The sequence below is a fragment of the Nostoc sp. JL23 genome (assembly GCF_017115065.1).
In the GTDB taxonomy this organism is placed as follows: Bacteria; Cyanobacteriota; Cyanobacteriia; order Cyanobacteriales; family Nostocaceae; genus Nostoc; species Nostoc punctiforme_A.
Genome location: NZ_JABXKN010000145.1, coordinates 56851 through 73725, shown reverse-complemented (window position 1 = coordinate 73725; position 16875 = coordinate 56851). Strand labels below are relative to the sequence as shown.

The 16875-nt window shown below is 39.1% G+C and carries 15 protein-coding genes and 1 pseudogene; 6 read left to right on the top strand and 10 right to left on the bottom strand.

All coding sequences use genetic code 11. The annotated features are described in order from the left end of the window. Positions 1-67 precede the first annotated feature (67 nt). Positions 68-811, bottom strand: a complete 744-nt coding sequence (locus HWQ42_RS31605) for a bifunctional 2-polyprenyl-6-hydroxyphenol methylase/3-demethylubiquinol 3-O-methyltransferase UbiG (RefSeq protein ID WP_292819074.1) — start codon at positions 809-811, stop codon at positions 68-70. Positions 812-1118: 307 nt separating this feature from the next. After that, positions 1119-1467, bottom strand: a pseudogene (locus HWQ42_RS31600) (hypothetical protein). A 55-nt stretch (positions 1468-1522) separates the two neighbouring features. On the opposite strand from HWQ42_RS31600, the gene HWQ42_RS31595 reads away from it, so the two are divergent. Continuing rightward, entirely contained in the window at positions 1523-2569 is a 1047-nt protein-coding gene (locus tag HWQ42_RS31595; protein ID WP_292819071.1) for a glycosyltransferase family 4 protein, read from the top strand. Between the two features lie 76 nt (positions 2570-2645). Here the strand turns inward: HWQ42_RS31595 and HWQ42_RS31590 are convergent, their stop codons facing one another. Both HWQ42_RS31590 and dacB read right to left on the bottom strand, forming a co-directional pair. Beyond that, positions 2646-3560: an LD-carboxypeptidase gene (locus tag HWQ42_RS31590; RefSeq protein ID WP_292819069.1), complete on the bottom strand. Its 915-nt coding sequence runs from the start codon at positions 3558-3560 to the stop codon at positions 2646-2648. A gap of 155 nt (positions 3561-3715) precedes the next feature. Then, positions 3716-5188, bottom strand: a complete 1473-nt coding sequence (gene dacB / locus HWQ42_RS31585; protein WP_292819066.1) for a D-alanyl-D-alanine carboxypeptidase/D-alanyl-D-alanine-endopeptidase — start codon at positions 5186-5188, stop codon at positions 3716-3718. 213 nt (positions 5189-5401) lie between these two features. Here dacB and HWQ42_RS31580 point away from each other — a divergent pair, with 213 nt between their 5' ends. Together HWQ42_RS31580 and HWQ42_RS31575 are read left to right on the top strand one after the other, a co-directional pair. Next, positions 5402-6001, top strand: coding sequence for a hypothetical protein (locus HWQ42_RS31580; RefSeq protein WP_292819178.1), 600 nt, complete (start codon positions 5402-5404; stop codon positions 5999-6001). A 513-nt stretch (positions 6002-6514) separates the two neighbouring features. Continuing rightward, complete coding sequence (locus HWQ42_RS31575) at positions 6515-7900, top strand: ATP-binding protein (RefSeq protein ID WP_292819063.1); 1386 nt, start codon at positions 6515-6517, stop codon at positions 7898-7900. Positions 7901-7954: 54 nt separating this feature from the next. Here the strand turns inward: HWQ42_RS31575 and HWQ42_RS31570 are convergent, their stop codons facing one another. From HWQ42_RS31570 to HWQ42_RS31560, 3 genes are all read right to left on the bottom strand, one after another. After that, positions 7955-8476 carry a hypothetical protein gene (locus tag HWQ42_RS31570; RefSeq protein ID WP_292819060.1) on the bottom strand — a complete coding sequence of 174 codons (522 nt, stop codon included), beginning with the start codon at positions 8474-8476 and terminating at the stop codon, positions 7955-7957. Positions 8477-8484: 8 nt separating this feature from the next. After that, on the bottom strand, positions 8485-9762 hold the full coding sequence (locus HWQ42_RS31565) for an AAA family ATPase (protein WP_292819057.1): 1278 nt from the start codon (positions 9760-9762) through the stop codon (positions 8485-8487). Between the two features lie 189 nt (positions 9763-9951). Further along, positions 9952-11553, bottom strand: coding sequence for an alkaline phosphatase (locus tag HWQ42_RS31560; RefSeq protein ID WP_292819055.1), 1602 nt, complete (start codon positions 11551-11553; stop codon positions 9952-9954). Between the two features lie 237 nt (positions 11554-11790). Between HWQ42_RS31560 and HWQ42_RS31555 the strand changes: the two genes are divergently transcribed. Continuing rightward, positions 11791-12693, top strand: a complete 903-nt coding sequence (locus tag HWQ42_RS31555; protein ID WP_292819052.1) for an ABC transporter ATP-binding protein — start codon at positions 11791-11793, stop codon at positions 12691-12693. 2 nt (positions 12694-12695) lie between these two features. Here the strand turns inward: HWQ42_RS31555 and HWQ42_RS31550 are convergent, their stop codons facing one another. Continuing rightward, positions 12696-13376, bottom strand: a complete 681-nt coding sequence (locus HWQ42_RS31550; RefSeq protein ID WP_292740534.1) for a tetratricopeptide repeat protein — start codon at positions 13374-13376, stop codon at positions 12696-12698. A gap of 662 nt (positions 13377-14038) precedes the next feature. On the opposite strand from HWQ42_RS31550, the gene HWQ42_RS31545 reads away from it, so the two are divergent. Then, positions 14039-14365 (top strand): YbjQ family protein, encoded by a 327-nt coding sequence (locus tag HWQ42_RS31545; protein WP_292740536.1) that lies wholly within the window; start codon positions 14039-14041, stop codon positions 14363-14365. A 353-nt stretch (positions 14366-14718) separates the two neighbouring features. After that, positions 14719-15351, top strand: coding sequence for a hypothetical protein (locus tag HWQ42_RS31540; RefSeq protein WP_292819049.1), 633 nt, complete (start codon positions 14719-14721; stop codon positions 15349-15351). Positions 15352-15512: 161 nt separating this feature from the next. Here HWQ42_RS31540 and HWQ42_RS31535 read toward each other — a convergent pair whose 3' ends face one another. Then, on the bottom strand, positions 15513-15773 hold the full coding sequence (locus tag HWQ42_RS31535; RefSeq protein ID WP_292819046.1) for a hypothetical protein: 261 nt from the start codon (positions 15771-15773) through the stop codon (positions 15513-15515). An 82-nt stretch (positions 15774-15855) separates the two neighbouring features. After that, on the bottom strand, positions 15856-16539 hold the full coding sequence (sufR, locus tag HWQ42_RS31530) for an iron-sulfur cluster biosynthesis transcriptional regulator SufR (RefSeq protein ID WP_292819043.1): 684 nt from the start codon (positions 16537-16539) through the stop codon (positions 15856-15858). Positions 16540-16875 lie beyond the last annotated feature (336 nt).

Below are 16875 nucleotides of genomic sequence, written 5' to 3'. Positions count from 1 at the left end.
TTTGTTGTAATATCTTTGTTGAGTTGAGAATGAAGGTACATACGAAAACAAAAATCAAATATTTAATTCATCTCCATTTACGGTAGCACCGAGCTGTTATCAGGTAAGGGTGAAAAACTTCTATAAAATTACTCTGAATTGTTTGGAAGAAAGTATTTACTACTTGAGGATCATCTATATGAAAAGGATGCTCTTGATTAAACCCTTTAAAGAAATACCAGTTGAGAATTACTTTACCCTCAGGTTGCAAAATTTGATGAAATTGTAGTAGTTGTTGACTAGGATCGGGCAAATGTTCTAAAACGTCGAAAGAAATAATGGTATCAAAAGTTTCTTTTGGAGATATTTCCTCAGAAATAATAATTTTGTTGCTCAGACCTAGTTGTTCGGCTCGATAACGAACAAAATCACAACTAATAGGATTAAGATCGCAATAAATTACTTCTTTAACTTGAGGACAAAGAGCAGCAGCAATAGTATGAGTTCCAATCCCACCACCAAAATCTAACACCCGACCTTGAGCATGATCCGTAATTAATAGCAGCGTACTTTCAATGTAGTCATAACTTTTTAGATGCCATGCTGCTAACTCAAATAAGTAGAGTTCTCCTACCTTGTCACGATAAAAAACAGCAGATTTTTCCCAATCAAAATCTTTGTTACCTAACTTGGTCATTTGTTCCTGACCATTTTTTAACTTCGTCTCTAGAGTTTTTTCATCTGAATTTAAAAATTCTTGGAGATGCTGTTTTAAATTAAATGAATCTTTCCAATAACTTTTTAAAAAAGCCGGAACTGATATTGTATTCATAAAAATTATTTATTTTACTCAATAAGGTTAATATTTTAGACTAACACCAAAAAACTTACACTTCATAAATATTTTTTAGGTGTACTAACAACATTATTCCATATCGTTCACCGTTCGCGTAATCAACGGTAAGTAAAGATACTGAACGGTAAAAGGATTGATTTCTCTGCTTTGCTGCTTCTTCGCTCATAACAGAACGCATAAATGATATTATCATGCTTCTGTTCCATGTCATGATGCAGATAGAGCTGTCAGAACTGCTGAATCGAAATCTACGACTCACTTATTGCCTGATATCTAATATTCTCTAATTTGCATCTAAGGTTGCTTGTATACCCACTGGTAAGGCTGCATTAGGCACAACATGACCGAAAGGCAAGCCTGAAACAATAGGAATACCCAAATCACCTAAGCGATCGCGTAATACTTCCTCTACACTAAAGCTAGGTATATTTGGTGGGGTGATTTTCCTCTGTACTTGCTAGATATCCTCATCTGTCATCTATTTTAGAAAATATTTCGACTTGATAGCCGTGCGATCGCCAAATTCCTATACTCCTCTCAAATGCTTTAAATTCTTGCAAAGCCCCACTAGGAGCAATTACTCGTACTAAGTCGCCAGGTTTCAGAGGCGGTGGTAAGATTTTAGATTGCATAAATAGTTTGTTGTTAATAAAAATTATGGTAATACCACCTTACAAATTATTGTTTATGTCTACTCCAGTTGGGGCGCTAGGTACAGGATTAGGTGGGGGCGTGGAGTTAATCTTATTTAATTACGCTCAAGAATTACTGCGGCGAGGGCATAAAGTCGAGGTTGTAGCACCGCAAGGGTCAGCTATGGGTTCATTGTCTATCAAAGAAATCCCTGGAGAACTTCAAGTACCAGGACAAACTCAATCCCGTACTGACCCAGTTTACATACCAAATAACTCTGTTTTGGCGAATATGTGGGATTATGCTCGCCAAGTTCAAGAAGATTATGATTTGATTCTTAACTTTGCTTATGATTGGCTACCATTATATTTAACACCATTTTTTAATCGTCCGATCGCGCATTTTATAAGTATGAGTTCTTTGACAGATGCAATAGATCAGATTATCAAATTGGTAGTAAATAATTTCCCTGGAACTGTTGCTGTTCAGGGTAAAATTCAAGCATCTACTTTTATATTTCCAGAGCAATTTACCTATCTATCTAATTGTGTAGATGTATCTGCTTATCAGTTTTGTAATCAACCAAGTTCAGCCTTGGCATGGGCAGGCCGGATAGCACCTGAAAAAGGGCTAGAAGATGCAGTTGCAGCAGCAAAAATCACAGGTATTACCCTAAAAATTTTTGGACTGCGACAAAATGAAGCTTACTGGGAGCAAATTTGTCAAGAATACCCTGATGCCCCAATTGAATATATAGGATTTTTACAGACAAATGAGCTACAAAAACAATTAGGTAAGTGCCGGGCATTCTTAGCAACTCCCCGATGGATAGATGCTTATCCTACCGTAACACTGGAAGCACTTGCTTGTGGAGTGCCATTGATTGCCTATTCTCGCGGTGGGTTGGCAGAAATTGTCAAAGATGGCGAAACTGGCTTTTTGGTTGAGCCAGATAGTGTCAAAGGTTTAGTAGAAGCCATTTACCGCCTAAATGAAATTGACCGTCGTGCCTGTCGTCAACGAGCAGAAACTTTATACTCTCTACAAGCTATGGGCGATCGCCTAGAACAATGGTTTCAAAAAATCTTAAAAAATGAATAATGATCTCCTTTAACTTGGATATTATTTGATTTTATTTACTATCCAAAGTTTTTGTTATAAAAATGTTTGCGGGAAACTATGGCGCGTAGCTTGCCGCCGCAGGCATCGCTAATATTCCCGCATCTCCATCTAAAGTTACCTCTACACCCACTGGTAAGGCTGCATTGGGACTATCATGGCCAAAAGGCAAATCGGAGACAATGGGAATCCCCAAATCGCCCAAGCGATCGCGCAATACTTCTTCTACACTAAAACTAGATATAGTTGGTGACGCTTCACAGCGAGTAAAACCCCCCAAAGCAATACCGCAGACTTGAGACAAAGCACCACTCAAACGCCACTGTGTCAGCATCCTATCGATGCGATAAGGTGCTTCCGTAACATCCTCGAAGGCCAGAATTACACCATCTAGATTTGGCAGGATTGGTGTACCCAAAAGGTGAGTAGCCACCGTGAGATTACCTGGTAACAAAGTACCAGTAACTACGCCACCACCCCAACCGCAACCTTTGAGAGGGGCAAACGAAATACCTTCTACCCAATCGAATAATCGCTTAATTGACCAATCTTGCTCATCTGCCAAAGTTGTCATTACAGGGCCGTGAACGCCGGAAATTCCTGCTGTATAAAGGCTCCATAATAAAGCTGTGATATCAGAAAAGCCTATGAGCCACTTGGGCGGCCCTGAGTTTGGCCAATTCCAATTTTCTAAGATGCGGGTGCTGCCAAAACCACCTCTGGCACAGAGAATACCACGACAGTCAGGATCTTGCCATGCTGCTGCTAGCTGTTGACGACGATTTTCGTCTGTTCCAGCTAGATAACCCCATTTGTCATCTATCTGCGGACTGATTTCTAATTGATAACCACGCGATCGCCAAATTTCTAGACTCTGTTTAAATTCCTCAAATTCTCGCAAAGCACCACTAGGGGCAATTACTCGTAGTAAGTCTCCAGGTTTTAGGGGCGGTGGTAAGATTTTGGCTGGCATGAAAAAAGTTATGAGTCAAAAGTATAATAGACTTCTTGCAGAAGTGGGGAAAAGGTTAAGGGTTAAAGGGTAAAGGTATGGAATTTTCCCTTACCCTTTAACCTTTAACCTTTCCCCAATATCTTGCAAAAGTTACTTTTGCAAGATGTCTAATATTAACAATGCTGCAACTGTGTCAACAACACAACAACTTCATCAATTGCCTGTCGTACAACTGTTGCAGACTGATCCGACTGATTGACGATAATACTAAAAACTAGCGGCTCATATTTCGGCGCATTCATATATCCAGATAGAGAAACTACACCCGTTAACGTCCCTGTTTTTGCTTGCACAATGCCCTCAGCAGGTGTATCTTGAAAGCGGCCTTTCAGAGTTCCACTTTTACCAGCCACGGGTAAAGATGCGCGATATATATATGCTGCTGGAGTTTTTGCCATTCCCCGCAAAATTTGGACAAAAGCTTCTGGTGTCACTAAGTTACGACGTGATAAACCGGAACCATCCACTAAAATATAATTTGCTGGATTGACCCCCAATTTAGTTAAACTTGCTTTGACAACTTCTAAACCGACATCAGCACTAGTCTGATTTTTCAGTCTGGTCTTTTTCACAGCTAATGCTCTCAGTAATGCTTCAGCATAAAGATTATTACTATTTAAATTAGTTTCTGCTAATAATTCAGCTAAAGGTGGCGACTCTACAAATGCTATTTCCTGTTGATTCACACCACCATTTACTACTAATGTCTGTCCCAAAGTAATTTTTTTTGTTGCTAAAGCAGTACGGAAGCGCCGTAAGAAGTAATAATTAGGATCGACTACAGGCAAATCTATTAAAGATTCTTCAGAATTCGTTGTCAGTTGTCCTTGAATTCGTAATACTGTTCCTGATAATTCGCGGGTAACATTGACGTAGCTCGGTTGATTTTGAGGGACGGTTATTGACTGATTAATTACCCGCCACTGTTTTGCTTCGTCAGCATCAATCCATACCACTTGCAAAGATTTACCTACAGCCTGTGGTACAAGTTTAAAGCTAAAAATATTTTTATTCAGAATAAAGCTGCTGACTGGTACGCCATCACTTGACTGCACATCTTCCCATTGCCAGGTGGGGTTAACAATATCACCTTGAATATAACTATCATCAGCACTCAACTGCTGAATTTGGGTAATCCTTTTCTGTTTTAACTGCTGTGCCAATTTTTGCAGTTCTGTATCACTTAAGCTAGGATCTCCCCTGCCGACAACACGTAAAATACCATTGCCATTCTGATAAATAGAGGTGCGAATCCGAAAATTAGCACCCAATTCCTGCAACGCGGCTGCTGTTGTCAGCAATTTGAGGTTAGACGCAGGAGTAAAATATTTTTGAGCATCTCGACTGTAAAGAGTTGGCCCCGTTGACAGAGGTTGTATCAAAATTCCCCAGCGCCCCCGACTAAATAAGGGACGATTGATTACAGCATCTATCGCTGTTCCCAGTTGGCTAGAGCAAATTGATTTTGTGGTAGTTGTTGGTGCAACTGGGGTTTGTGCTTTTGCAACCCTAGAACTAAATCCTATTTGGCTAGTCAAAAATATTAACAAAACGCCTAGTGGTTGATTTAAAGTCTTAAGTCTCACCAATTTTCCTTATCCCAAAGACAGATATTTTTACTTTGCGAACAACTTCTTTCCGGAGAGAGAAGACTTGGCTCAGTAAAGTTACTTAATTAGTATAGGGAAGATGTTCACATGTTTCATACATAGGCGATTGCACAAACATAATTTATGGGACTACAAAATAGAAACCCAAGTCAACCTGCATATACAGAAATACGAAATCGAGGCAATGGTGTGAGTACATTTTTATCTGGTGTAGCTGTATTACTCTCTACTTTGGCTTTGGGATGTAGCGGCTATGTAGCTTATGAAGTTTTTACGTTGCGGCAGACACTAAATGCTACTAGTACAGCCAGTAACACCATTCCTACTCAAGTCCCAAGTCCTACAGCTACAACTTCTCCACAAGCAACAATATCACCATCCCCAGCTAGTGCTACAACTTCAGCAATTAGCCCTGGTCAATTTGTGCAGCCTGCTTTTGGCAAAAAGGCAGAAGTTGAGTTACTTTCAGCAAAACGAATTAAAGATCCAGAAACTGGAAACCGTGATGTGGTAAATCTGCAAATGCGGATTCGTCGCCTTGCCACAGACGGAGTTGTTGGTAGCGATATTATCTCGGTGGCTAGTACAACAGCCCGCAATCCTGACACTAGCGTAACCTACAAAGGAGTTGCTCTTAATCGCTCAACAGGAAGCGTTTCTTTGTTCCAAGTACGTCCACAAGCCTCCGCAGATGCTTATATCTGGCTAAGAGTTCCCGATGGGATCAATAATTTGGACATTTTTGTGCCAGATACAGCCGCATTTAAAAATGTACCAATTTCATTTTAGCTAGCTAACTGATATCAAATGACTCCCCATCAAAGGGGAGTCATTAGTCGTTGATTATACAAGATAATGCTTTAGTTCTCTAAACAGTAGCCTACAACCGTGAGCAGCAGTCTGAGACATAATAAAATTTCCAAAACTTTTTTTAATTACTTTCTCTTCACTTCAGGAGGAATGTCGTTGACTGCCATTGATGCAGTTTTAGTGTTGCTTATAACTGAGGTTTAAGTTCTTTATTAACCATTGGTAAGATCGTATCCCAAAATAATTTTAAATATTTTAAATAAACAAGAATTATAACGTTACAAGGTTAGCGAATAGGTAACAGAGGATTTTAATTAGTATCAATTTTCCGGTATAGAAAATAATCGGATGCGCTAACATCAGCAGTTTTGCAGCATAACTGTGATTTTCAGCAGTAATCAGGGAAATATAAGTTTGATTAACTTTGCAATTATCGCAATGCTGATTCGGGGTGTTATCAGAAATGTTAACTCAAGGTTAAGGATTTAAAGTATGTTGGCTATACATACCATGACGAATGCTAATAATCTGAACTTGCGATTAGAATCTACTTTACAAGAATTACCACTTTGGTCTGTTTATGTCGAGGCAGATAGTCCAGCAAATGATTTGAATACACTCTTTAAGCAAGAGCCTTTACTACCAGGAATTATCCTGGTGAAAAATCATGACTATCTGGGGATGATTTCTCGACAAAGATTTTTTGAACACATGAGCCGTCCCTATAGTTTTTCACTATTCTCTAAACGACCTGCGATCAATCTGATTAACTTTCTTCAGCCAGATGTGTGTATAATTTCTGAGGATACGCTCATTGTAGAAGCAAATAAGATAGCATTGCAGCGAGAACCTAAATTTGTATATGAGCCGATTTTAATAGAAACTCAGTTAGGTAGTTATAAGCTACTCGATTTCCATCATTTACTTTTAGCTTATTCCCAAATTCATATTTTAACATTAGCTCAACTAGAGCAAGCACAAGAACAATCTAGAATCACCAAAGTAGGTTTTCGTACCCTGAAGAATAACTATGCGCGATTAATTCAAAATGAAAAAATGGCGGCTTTAGAGCAACTCGTTGCTTTAGGGCAACTCGTTGCTGGTATTGCACACGAAATCAATAACCCTGTCAACTTTATCGCTGGCAACCTTGTTTATGCGATTAACTACACCCAAGATTTACTACAATTAATTAGCCTATACCAACACCATTATCCTGCACCAGTAGCAGAAATTAAAGCTGCGATCGCAGAAATGGAACTAGAATTTTTAACTGCTGATTACCTCAAGCTTCTTGATTCTATGAAGTTTGGTACTGAGCGTATCCAAGAGATAGTTCTTTCATTACGCAATTTCTCTCGCCTGGATGAATCTGATAAAAAAATAGTTGATATTCATGAAGGTATTGATAGTACTCTAATAATATTACAAAGCCGTCTTCTAAATCAGCAAACAGATCAGATAATTACTATTGATAAAGAATATGGAAATCTCCCTCTAGTAGAATGCTATGCTGGGTTAATCAATCAAGTATTTATGAATATTCTATCAAATGCAATTGATGCTATCTTCGAGAGTTGTGAATCAGCTTCTTCAACTCTAAAATCACCTGTAATTCGTATTCGTACTGAAGTCACAGACAATCGGCAAGTAGTTATTCGCATTGCCGATAATGGTACTGGAATTCCCAAGGATATACAAAAGCGATTATTTGACCCCTTCTTCACCACTAAACCCGTCGGGAAAGGCACTGGATTGGGGCTATCTATCAGCTATCAAATTGTTGTAGAAAAACATTGTGGTCAACTGCAATGCATATCTACCATAAAAGAAGGAACCGAGTTTATTATTACAATTCCTGTCGAACTTAATTCCTGACAAGTTAGTTAAAGAATCTCTATTTTGAGTAAATAGTAATCGCTCAAGGATATTTTACCTTTTTATTCGACTGCTTCGCCGTGTGGGTGGCTGTGGTGGAGGTGGTTCTTGAGATTTTAGCTTGTCATCATCAGTTAAAAACTCTACATGAAAACCCTTTTGGTGATAGTGCCAACCCAAGATAACAATACTAGCATCACCCATAGAAGTCTCTTGTACAGCCTGAATGGGAAATTGAGCCGCTAAACTTTTTAATGCTGCTGCCTCCCACAGCACAATTTGCTCACTAAAAGCCGCCCAAGGTGTCGTTTCATCAGCAGCATAAGTTATGATTTCGGCAAATTTTTGAGCTGTTGGAAACTTATTTATCGTGTTTATTTTAGCTTGTGCAATGTGATTACCTGTTTCTATAACACTCGCTAAAGGAAGTACCAGTGTTGTTGATTTGGCGATTTCTGCCTGAATTTTCTGATTTACGCGCTCAAAATTCCATTCATTATTACCAGCAGTTTCTCTACCTGGAACTTGTAACCAAACGCATAAAAGCGATGTATCGATTAGTAGCACCTTTCTCATATTAGTAACTATTCATTATGAGAAAGGCTTCTTTCAATTGCACCCTTAGTTGTCATATCACCCAAAGAATATGATGCAAATAACTTAGAAAAATTATCAATATCTTCTAAAAGTGTAAGCTTGCTTTCTCCAGTTTCAGAATCGCGGTGTGCGACAACCACAAAAGGAGCTATCTCTGGGCCTAAAGCATCAAGCAAAGCTGGGTTATGGGTAGTGAGTAAAATATCAATTTTTCTTTTACTGCCAATTTCTCGTAATATTCTTACAAGTAATTCTGCGCGTGATGGATGAAGCCCATTATCTATTTCTTCAATTACTAATTGACTACCTTCTGGTCGAGTAAGTAGTGCTGTGAGAATTGCTATAAAACGTAAAGTTCCATCGGACATAGTTCTAGCATCGATCGGCGTTGGCTCTTGGCCAGGTTTCCATTGTTCTTCACAGTAAAGCATTGCATCAGTTCTAAATCTGCCCACTTTTTCTCCCCATACTCTTTTAATATCACCTTCTGGTAAATCTTTGACGTAGTTAGATAGCGTTGATTCTACTTCTCGTTGCCGTTTATCAGATAATGTTGCTAGCACACCCGCAATATTAGATGCATCACTTTCAAAGGTGTCAGACAGGCGTGAATAATCACGCATTTTTGAAGGTACAGGATTGAGAATTAATATATTTTCTAACTTAGAGATTACATAATCTTTAATTTTCTGCTTGAAGGTTGCATATTCATTGTATGTATTTTTAAAATCTTCAGTCTGAGTATCTATTTGTATCGGATTATTATTGATATTTAAATCCTTTTTAAAATTTATTATTTCATTTATATTAATAGGAGAGTTCACTTCTTTTAAGCCACTTCTAGTTGGAAAATGCCAACTTTTAGCATTAATTATATTTAAAGAATTATTTAAAGCATTTTCACTTAATATTTGAAGTTCTATATATTCTTCCATAACTCTAATTTCAGGGATTGTTTGAATTTTTATAACATACAAGTAATCAGTTTTTTCATCTTCATCTGCAACCAGCGCTTTTAATGTAAATTCTTTTTCCGATTTAAGTGCAGCCCACTCTACACCACCACGAATAGATGAAAGTATTTTATCTCCCGCTAAAGCTGCTTCAATATTCTCCCCTCGTGCTATCCTTTGTAAAAATTCTAAAGCTTCAACCACATTAGATTTACCACTTGCATTTGTGCCAATCAAAACAGTCAACGGGTCAAGTGGAAGCTCCGCATAACGGAAACTTTTCCAATTTTCAAGGATGAGTTGCTTAAACATGATCAACTCCAAAACTCTACTACTTAAATTTAGCTCCTAACAGTAGCGTTGGCAAAGCCCGCCGCAGGCATCGCACAATTTTTTCATCCTTCAACATCCCACCCAAAAAACAACAAAGCCAGCAGACAAAGTAAAAAATTGCGTAATTACTCTATCTAACTGGCTACATATCACTATGATTTTGGCGATTTATTTTTCTGGCGGTAAATCTACACTGTAAACAGTCTTCCCAGCCAAGTTACGCAATGTTACCGTCATTACTTTTGTATTTCCATCAATTTTAACTCCTCCAAAGAATTGCAAACCTTCAGTTGGCGGTCGATTTGCTTTTGTACCTGGAGGGAGGCTTTGAAATATCAATTGTGGGCCAAAAGTATTTTCTAATTCGTTTGGCCCAAATGTACCAGAGTTAAGAGGCCCAGCGACGAACTCCCAAAAAGGCTTAAAGTCAGTAAACTGTGCTTTAGCGGGGTTGTAATAGTGGGCTGCTGCATAATGTACATCAGCAGTTAACCAAACAACATTCTGGATATTCTTGTTTTTGATAAATCGTAGTAAATCGGCAAGTTCTAATTCTCTTCCTAAAGCTGGGCCATCTCCATTAGCCCAAGCTTCAAAATTGGTGCTACCGTCTCGAACTATCAGCCCCAAAGGCATATCACTAGCAATCACTTTCCATGTTGCTTTTGATGACAGCAATTGCCTTTTCAACCATTGCACTTGTTTTTTGCTCAAAAAGTCTGTTTCTTTACTTGGTACTGGCTGATTATTAGGGGAATTTGGCCCCCGGTAGGTGCGCTCATCCAGCATGAAAATGTCTAATAATGGGCCATAGTTGAAAGAGCGATAAATTTTCGCTTTATCTGGATTATTTGTTTCATATCCAATAGGCAGATATTCTAAAAAGGCTTGTCTTGCCCTTTGAGCTAGCAAGTTAACATCCTTAACTGTATAACGGTCATCGTTGAGGATAATTTGCCCAGGATACCAATTGTTTCTGGTTTCGTGGTCATCCCACTGTGCCAATATGGGAACTTCAGCATTGAAACGCTTGATGTTTTCATCCAGCAAATTATAGATATAGTTACCACGATATTCTGTGAGAGTTTCTGCTACTTTGGATTTTTCTGGTGTGGTGATATTTTTCCAAATTGTGCCGTCGTCTAAAGTCACTTCTGATTGAATCGGGCCATCAGCATAAATATTATCGCCCGAATGAATGAAAAAATCGGGATGAAGTTGGCGCATAGTTTCGTAAATTTTCATCCCACCGAAATCAGGATTAATCCCCCATCCTTGACCAGCGGTGTCGCCACCCCACACAAAGAATACATCTCGCCCAGATTTTGGGGGAGTTCGGAAAGTACCATAAAAAGGAGCGCTGCAAGTCCGTTGATAATCTAAATCTTGGAAAATCACTCGATAAAATAATTTTTGGTCTGGTGGTAGATTCTTCAGATAAAGTCGTGCTGTAAAGTCGCTATTTTTTAAAGCATTAGGCCCGACAACTCGCTGCACATTGCGAAAAGATTCGCTGGTAGAATATTCTACAATCATTTTGGCGGGGCGATCGCTCCGACTCCAAATCACAATGCTATCGTTAGATATATCTCCACTTGCTACACCATAAGGTATGCCAGGACGCATTCTATCAGAGGTGATAATTGCAGGTGCTTCGCCAAAAGCTGGTGATTTAGCGACAAAATTTGTCGAAATAATTCCACCGGCTGTGATAGCTGAACGTAGCAAAAACTGACGCCGATTTAGCTTCAATGGGTGATGAGATTCCATACTAAATAACAGCAACCTTAAACTAAAGTATTACAGGATAAGTGTTTACCACACTCTGTTATCACAACAAGTAAAGATTGAGTTATCTAAGGGTTAATAAAATATATTTAGTTTGATGTAGTCAGAATGGTAGTCTTGATTATGAACTGGTGTGAGCAAATTTATCCATGACCAAAATTTATTAGTTTGTTAATTTTGAATTTTGAATTTTGAATTTTGAATTCGGAGCGAAGCGACGTGACTGCTGCTGTCTTTCTAGAAAATGTCTACAAGTTTTACAACAATGTACCTGTAGTCAATGACTTGTCATTCCAAATTGAAGCGGGGGAGATATTTGCTCTACTTGGCCCGAACGGTGCGGGTAAATCAACCACAATTCGGATGCTGACTACACTCACGAAACCATCCCAAGGACGCATAGAAGTAGGTGGATATGATGTGATGCGCCAAGCAACGTTGGCAAAACAGAGTATTGGTGTAGTCTTGCAACAGGTCAGTGTGGATAACGATTTAACCGTCTGGGAAAATATGGAACTGCACGGGAGACTACATCACATTAGCAATCCGCAGCGACAAAAATTGATAAATCAATGGCTAGAATATGTTGAGCTAGCAGAAAAACGTGATGATTTGGTAAAAACCCTGTCTGGGGGTATGAAACGACGCTTGCAAATTGCGAGAGCTTTATTGCATCAACCGCAAATTTTGTTTTTAGATGAACCAACCGTAGGACTAGACCCCCAGACCAGGCGACGCCTCTGGGAAATTATTCGAGATTTAAATAAACAAGGGATGACGATGCTACTGACGACCCATTATATGGATGAGGTCGAATTTTTGTGCGATGCCTTTGGTTCTACCAAGCCAGGACGCATCGGTATTATGGATAGTGGTAAACTGATTTCTTTGGGAACTTTACAACAGCTGCGTTCTGCTCACGGTGAAGGTTTAGTGATGAAACAATTAGGTGTGTCTAATGTGGGAAGTGATGGCGCTCGTAATTGGGAATATCTGTTTTTTCCATCCTTGGAAGCAGCAAATATCTACTTGAATGAACAGCCCGATAAAACCGGAATGATGGTGCGTCCCTCTAATCTGGAAGATATTTTTGTGGAATTAACGGGACGCCAGTTAGATTAACTTCATCCTCCTAACTGCCGCAGCATGGCTTCTACCCTTTCTACGCCATCTGAGTCATTGCGCCGTTTGTACAAGTCACGGGCTTTCTGAAGCAAGCTGTTTGCTTGTTTGGCTTGTCGTCGCTGTTTATACATTGAACCCATCAACTCATAAGTCTGGGCGTTGTTTTTATCCAAGTCGATTGCTTGTTGGTATGCCCAGGTAGCGGCATTATAGTCTCCCATACGAGATTGGGTCACAGCCAATCCTAAATAGGCGTTGACGTTGTTACGGTTCAGCTGTATTGCACGACGATAACCTTCCTTTGCCCCACGTGTGTCGCCCAAATTGGCTTTAATGTAACCCACAGCGTAGTAAAAATCACTATTGTTAGGGTTGATACCGATCGCCCGACGATAAGCTGCTAATGCTGCCTGGTAATTTCCCTGTTGAGCGTATAAATACCCAATACCTGAATGTATTTTAGCATTCTTGGGGTCTATACTAGCTGCTTGCTGATAAACAGCGATCGCACCACCATAATCCCCGCCATTCACTAATCTTCGTCCTTCCTCCAGTAATTGCTTTAACTCTGGGTTTTTGGCTTGCGCCACTAATACCTGAGCCTGAGCTACTAAAGGTATGGTGAAAGTAAAACATCCTAGTAACACCACACTAAACACGAATGATGTTGGCTTGTACACAGTAAATTTCCTGAAATTTTAGAGGACTTTTTCTTGTACATTAAAACAAAAATATGGACTTTTGAAAACTGTATTTCTTCGTATTCATTAAGATGTTAATAGTTTATTCTCCTTTCTTTTACATTTAGCACTACATAACAGAGTTTTTACTGAAGGATGAAGTGTAAGCGATCGGATAACAGGTGAAAGTACTCTATATATAAACTAATACATAGCGAAATAACACCTTTTTTAATCAGTAGTTATACGTGTTAGCTGAAAAAATCACAGGTATCTAACTTAATCCTAGATTCTGATGCACTAAGCTTACAGGCTTTGATATCTATTGTTATTTTTATTTAATTTCATAATTTGCTAACTCTGTATCTAATTTCATCTCACATTTTTAGTCTTTGATACTACCCTTTGAGAAGTTATCATCGAGATATTCACATCCTTTTTTGGCGATTAAAAGGGTAAGATAAATCTAATCTGTAAAATGTTCCTTTAAATTCTGGTTTGTGCTTAAAACAAGACTCAAAAGCAAAGTGTAATCTAAAATTGTTTGAGAGGATGTTTATCAAACCTGTATTCTGTAATAATAGTTACAATTTCTCAATTGCTTTGAGAAATACTTTGGATGATCAATATATAAGACATATCCCATATTAGGAGGTTAATTTATGATTATAACTACCACTGATGTAATTCAAGGAGCCGTGATTGAGTCATATTTAGGCATTGTGACAGCAGAAGTAGTCTACGGCAGCAATTTCTTGCGGGACTTTTTGGCTGGGATTCGAGATATTATCGGTGGACGCACTGCTAGCTATGAGCGTCTATTTGAGCAGGGTCAACGCAAGGCACTAGAAGAATTAGAACAACGCGCACAACGTTTAGGAGCAAATGCTGTAATTGGGATTGAAATTGATACTGGCACAATCAATCTTGACCAGTCAGGAGTTCTTTTGCTGATTACTGCCACAGGCACTGCTGTAAGGACGCGTTAATTTTTGATGATTTTAACTTTTGACAATCATTACAAAGCTTTAGTTATCATTACAAAGCTTTAGTTAGATTAAGTCTAATGGCATACATCTTTAAAGCTGGTTTCTGATAGCTAACTAATAGTTATATTTTAAGTTAAGAGTTTTTAAATGGAAATTTTAGGAAAAATACATAAATAAACACTAAACTATATTAAAAATTGTTAAATAAAGTTTTTTTCTGGCTAAAGATAGACCTATTAAATCTTTCTATCGATAGAGATTAAAACAGAACATTTAGTTATTTAATTTGAAGCATAAAGATGAATATACCCTGAGCAGGAACTTTGCTGAAACAGCACTGGAGAACATAAGCGATGTCATACGTAAATCGGACAGGTGATGACGTTATATCTACTGATACTGTGGTAGCAGGTCGAGTAGCTGAATATCACGACCGTGTTCGCTGGGGGCCAATTATTGCTGGTTTGTTGGTTTCTTTAGCTACACAATTAATTTTGAGTTCTATAATTGCGGCGGTTGCGGCAGGCACAGTTGCAGGTTCAGGTGCACCTAGAACAATTGCTCCTAACGCTGCGGGTAATGCGGGGCTTTGGTCAACTATCGCTTTACTAATTTCCCTATTTACTGGTGGTTGGGTTACAGCCCGTGCTTGTGGACCGATGAACCGCAATACAGCTCTTCTGAACGGCGCAATCCTTTGGGCAACGACTTTGGCAGTTAGCTCATGGCTTTTAGCAAGTGGAGTATCTGGTGCTTTTGGTGTTGCTGCTTCTAACGCAGGAGAAGTCATAAACCAGGTACAACAGCAAGGTGGTGTTAATGTACCACAAGCAAACATAAGTGCCCAACAAGCTCGTGATACGGCAGCTAATATACGTTCGGGATTGTGGTGGTTTGTGTTTGGTTCTTTGTTGGGTTTAATAGCCTCAATGATTGGAGCCGTAACTGGCGCTCGTAGTCATCGTACTAACAATTACAATGCTTAAATAATTGTTTGACAAAGAAAATGTTATTTATTTTCAAATAAAAGCACCTTCAAAAAGGTGCTTTTTATTTATTATTTAAAATTAGAGTATTATTATTACCAACAAAATTACAACTAACTAGAAATAACTACTATGACCTAGAAAAACCCACCTTCCACGGTTCACCATTTGAGATATGAACCTTCAATTCCCTGCTCACGACGAATTTTGCCATCTTTTTCAAACCAGGCAATTACTTGCTGTGTTGTCAAATCTTCAATAGCAATACTGTACTCTTGGGCAATATGCTTCAAAAGCTTCAGTGATGAAATTGTCAATCTTGTTAAAAATTTTTCTGGGGAAGACAACAACGCCGCGTCTACTTTTGCTGACTCTTCCAGGGTTAAAAATTGTGTTGATGGTTGCTGTGGTGGTACATCCATAAATGCTATCTCAAACTTAGTTGCTATTCAGCTATTATCCATTACCACGACTAGATGTAAACCGAGTTTGTTTATGAGAACTTTACTGACGAATTTGTACTAAATAGCCACAACGGTGTTCGCCATCAATAATCCAGTGGGTGCGTTCTACGGTACAATCAGGTAAGACGGCTGCAAACATTTCTAATTCGTGACCACAGATGCTGGGGAAAGATTCGGCAACGTTAGAAATTGCACAGTTATGCTCCATTAAGATAAAGCGATCGCTCTCAAAGCAGTCATTCACATCAACAGGGTGATACTCCGCCATGAAGCCTTCCGCTTTTCTCAACTCTACTAAGTTGGCTACACGTTCTCGTAGTGAACCGTTACCGACGCGATCGCGGTATTCTTTAGCTTTGCGCTGCCACTGTTTCTCTAAAATCGATTTAAATTGGTCGTGTCCTACCGTTTCCGCTAAGGTGTCTAGCAGCGAAACCGCAAAATTTCCGTGGCCATCACCAAAGCGATAGCTCATTGTTCGATGCAAGCGATCGCGTCCTTGACGACTCAGTTCATAAAGATGCTGCGGTCGCCCCATCCCCGCCGCCTGCACTGATGTCGAATACAAAACTAGCTCCTCCGTCTCCAAATCTTTGAGATGGCGACGAATAGCTTGGGGGGTAACGTCTAAAACTTCAGCTAGCTCCAAAGCCGTTGCTTTTTCGTGTTTGTGCAGATATTCTAGGATATCTTGCTTGGTTGAGGACTGGTGGGTAGTCGCCATCTTCATGTGGTGCGAGACGTTCAGCGAACGCCCCAAAAATTAATTTCTTGGAAAATTTGACTGTGCCGATTTTGGATTTTGGATTTTGGATTTTGGATTAAAAAAGTTTTCTGGTATATGCCCCGTTACGCTATCGTCAATCTAAAATCCTTGAGCCAAGCACCTTTGTGGTCTTTTTAAATCTAAAATTGCAAATCTAAAATCCAAAATTGTTTGACTTAGACAACATTGTTGTTGTTAATTTAGCGTAAAATGAAGATAGATTAAACAACATAGCTGTTGTTTTACTCTCCACCACTATTCTAGCAGGCGTGTAACCATTCCGTAACGGGAGAT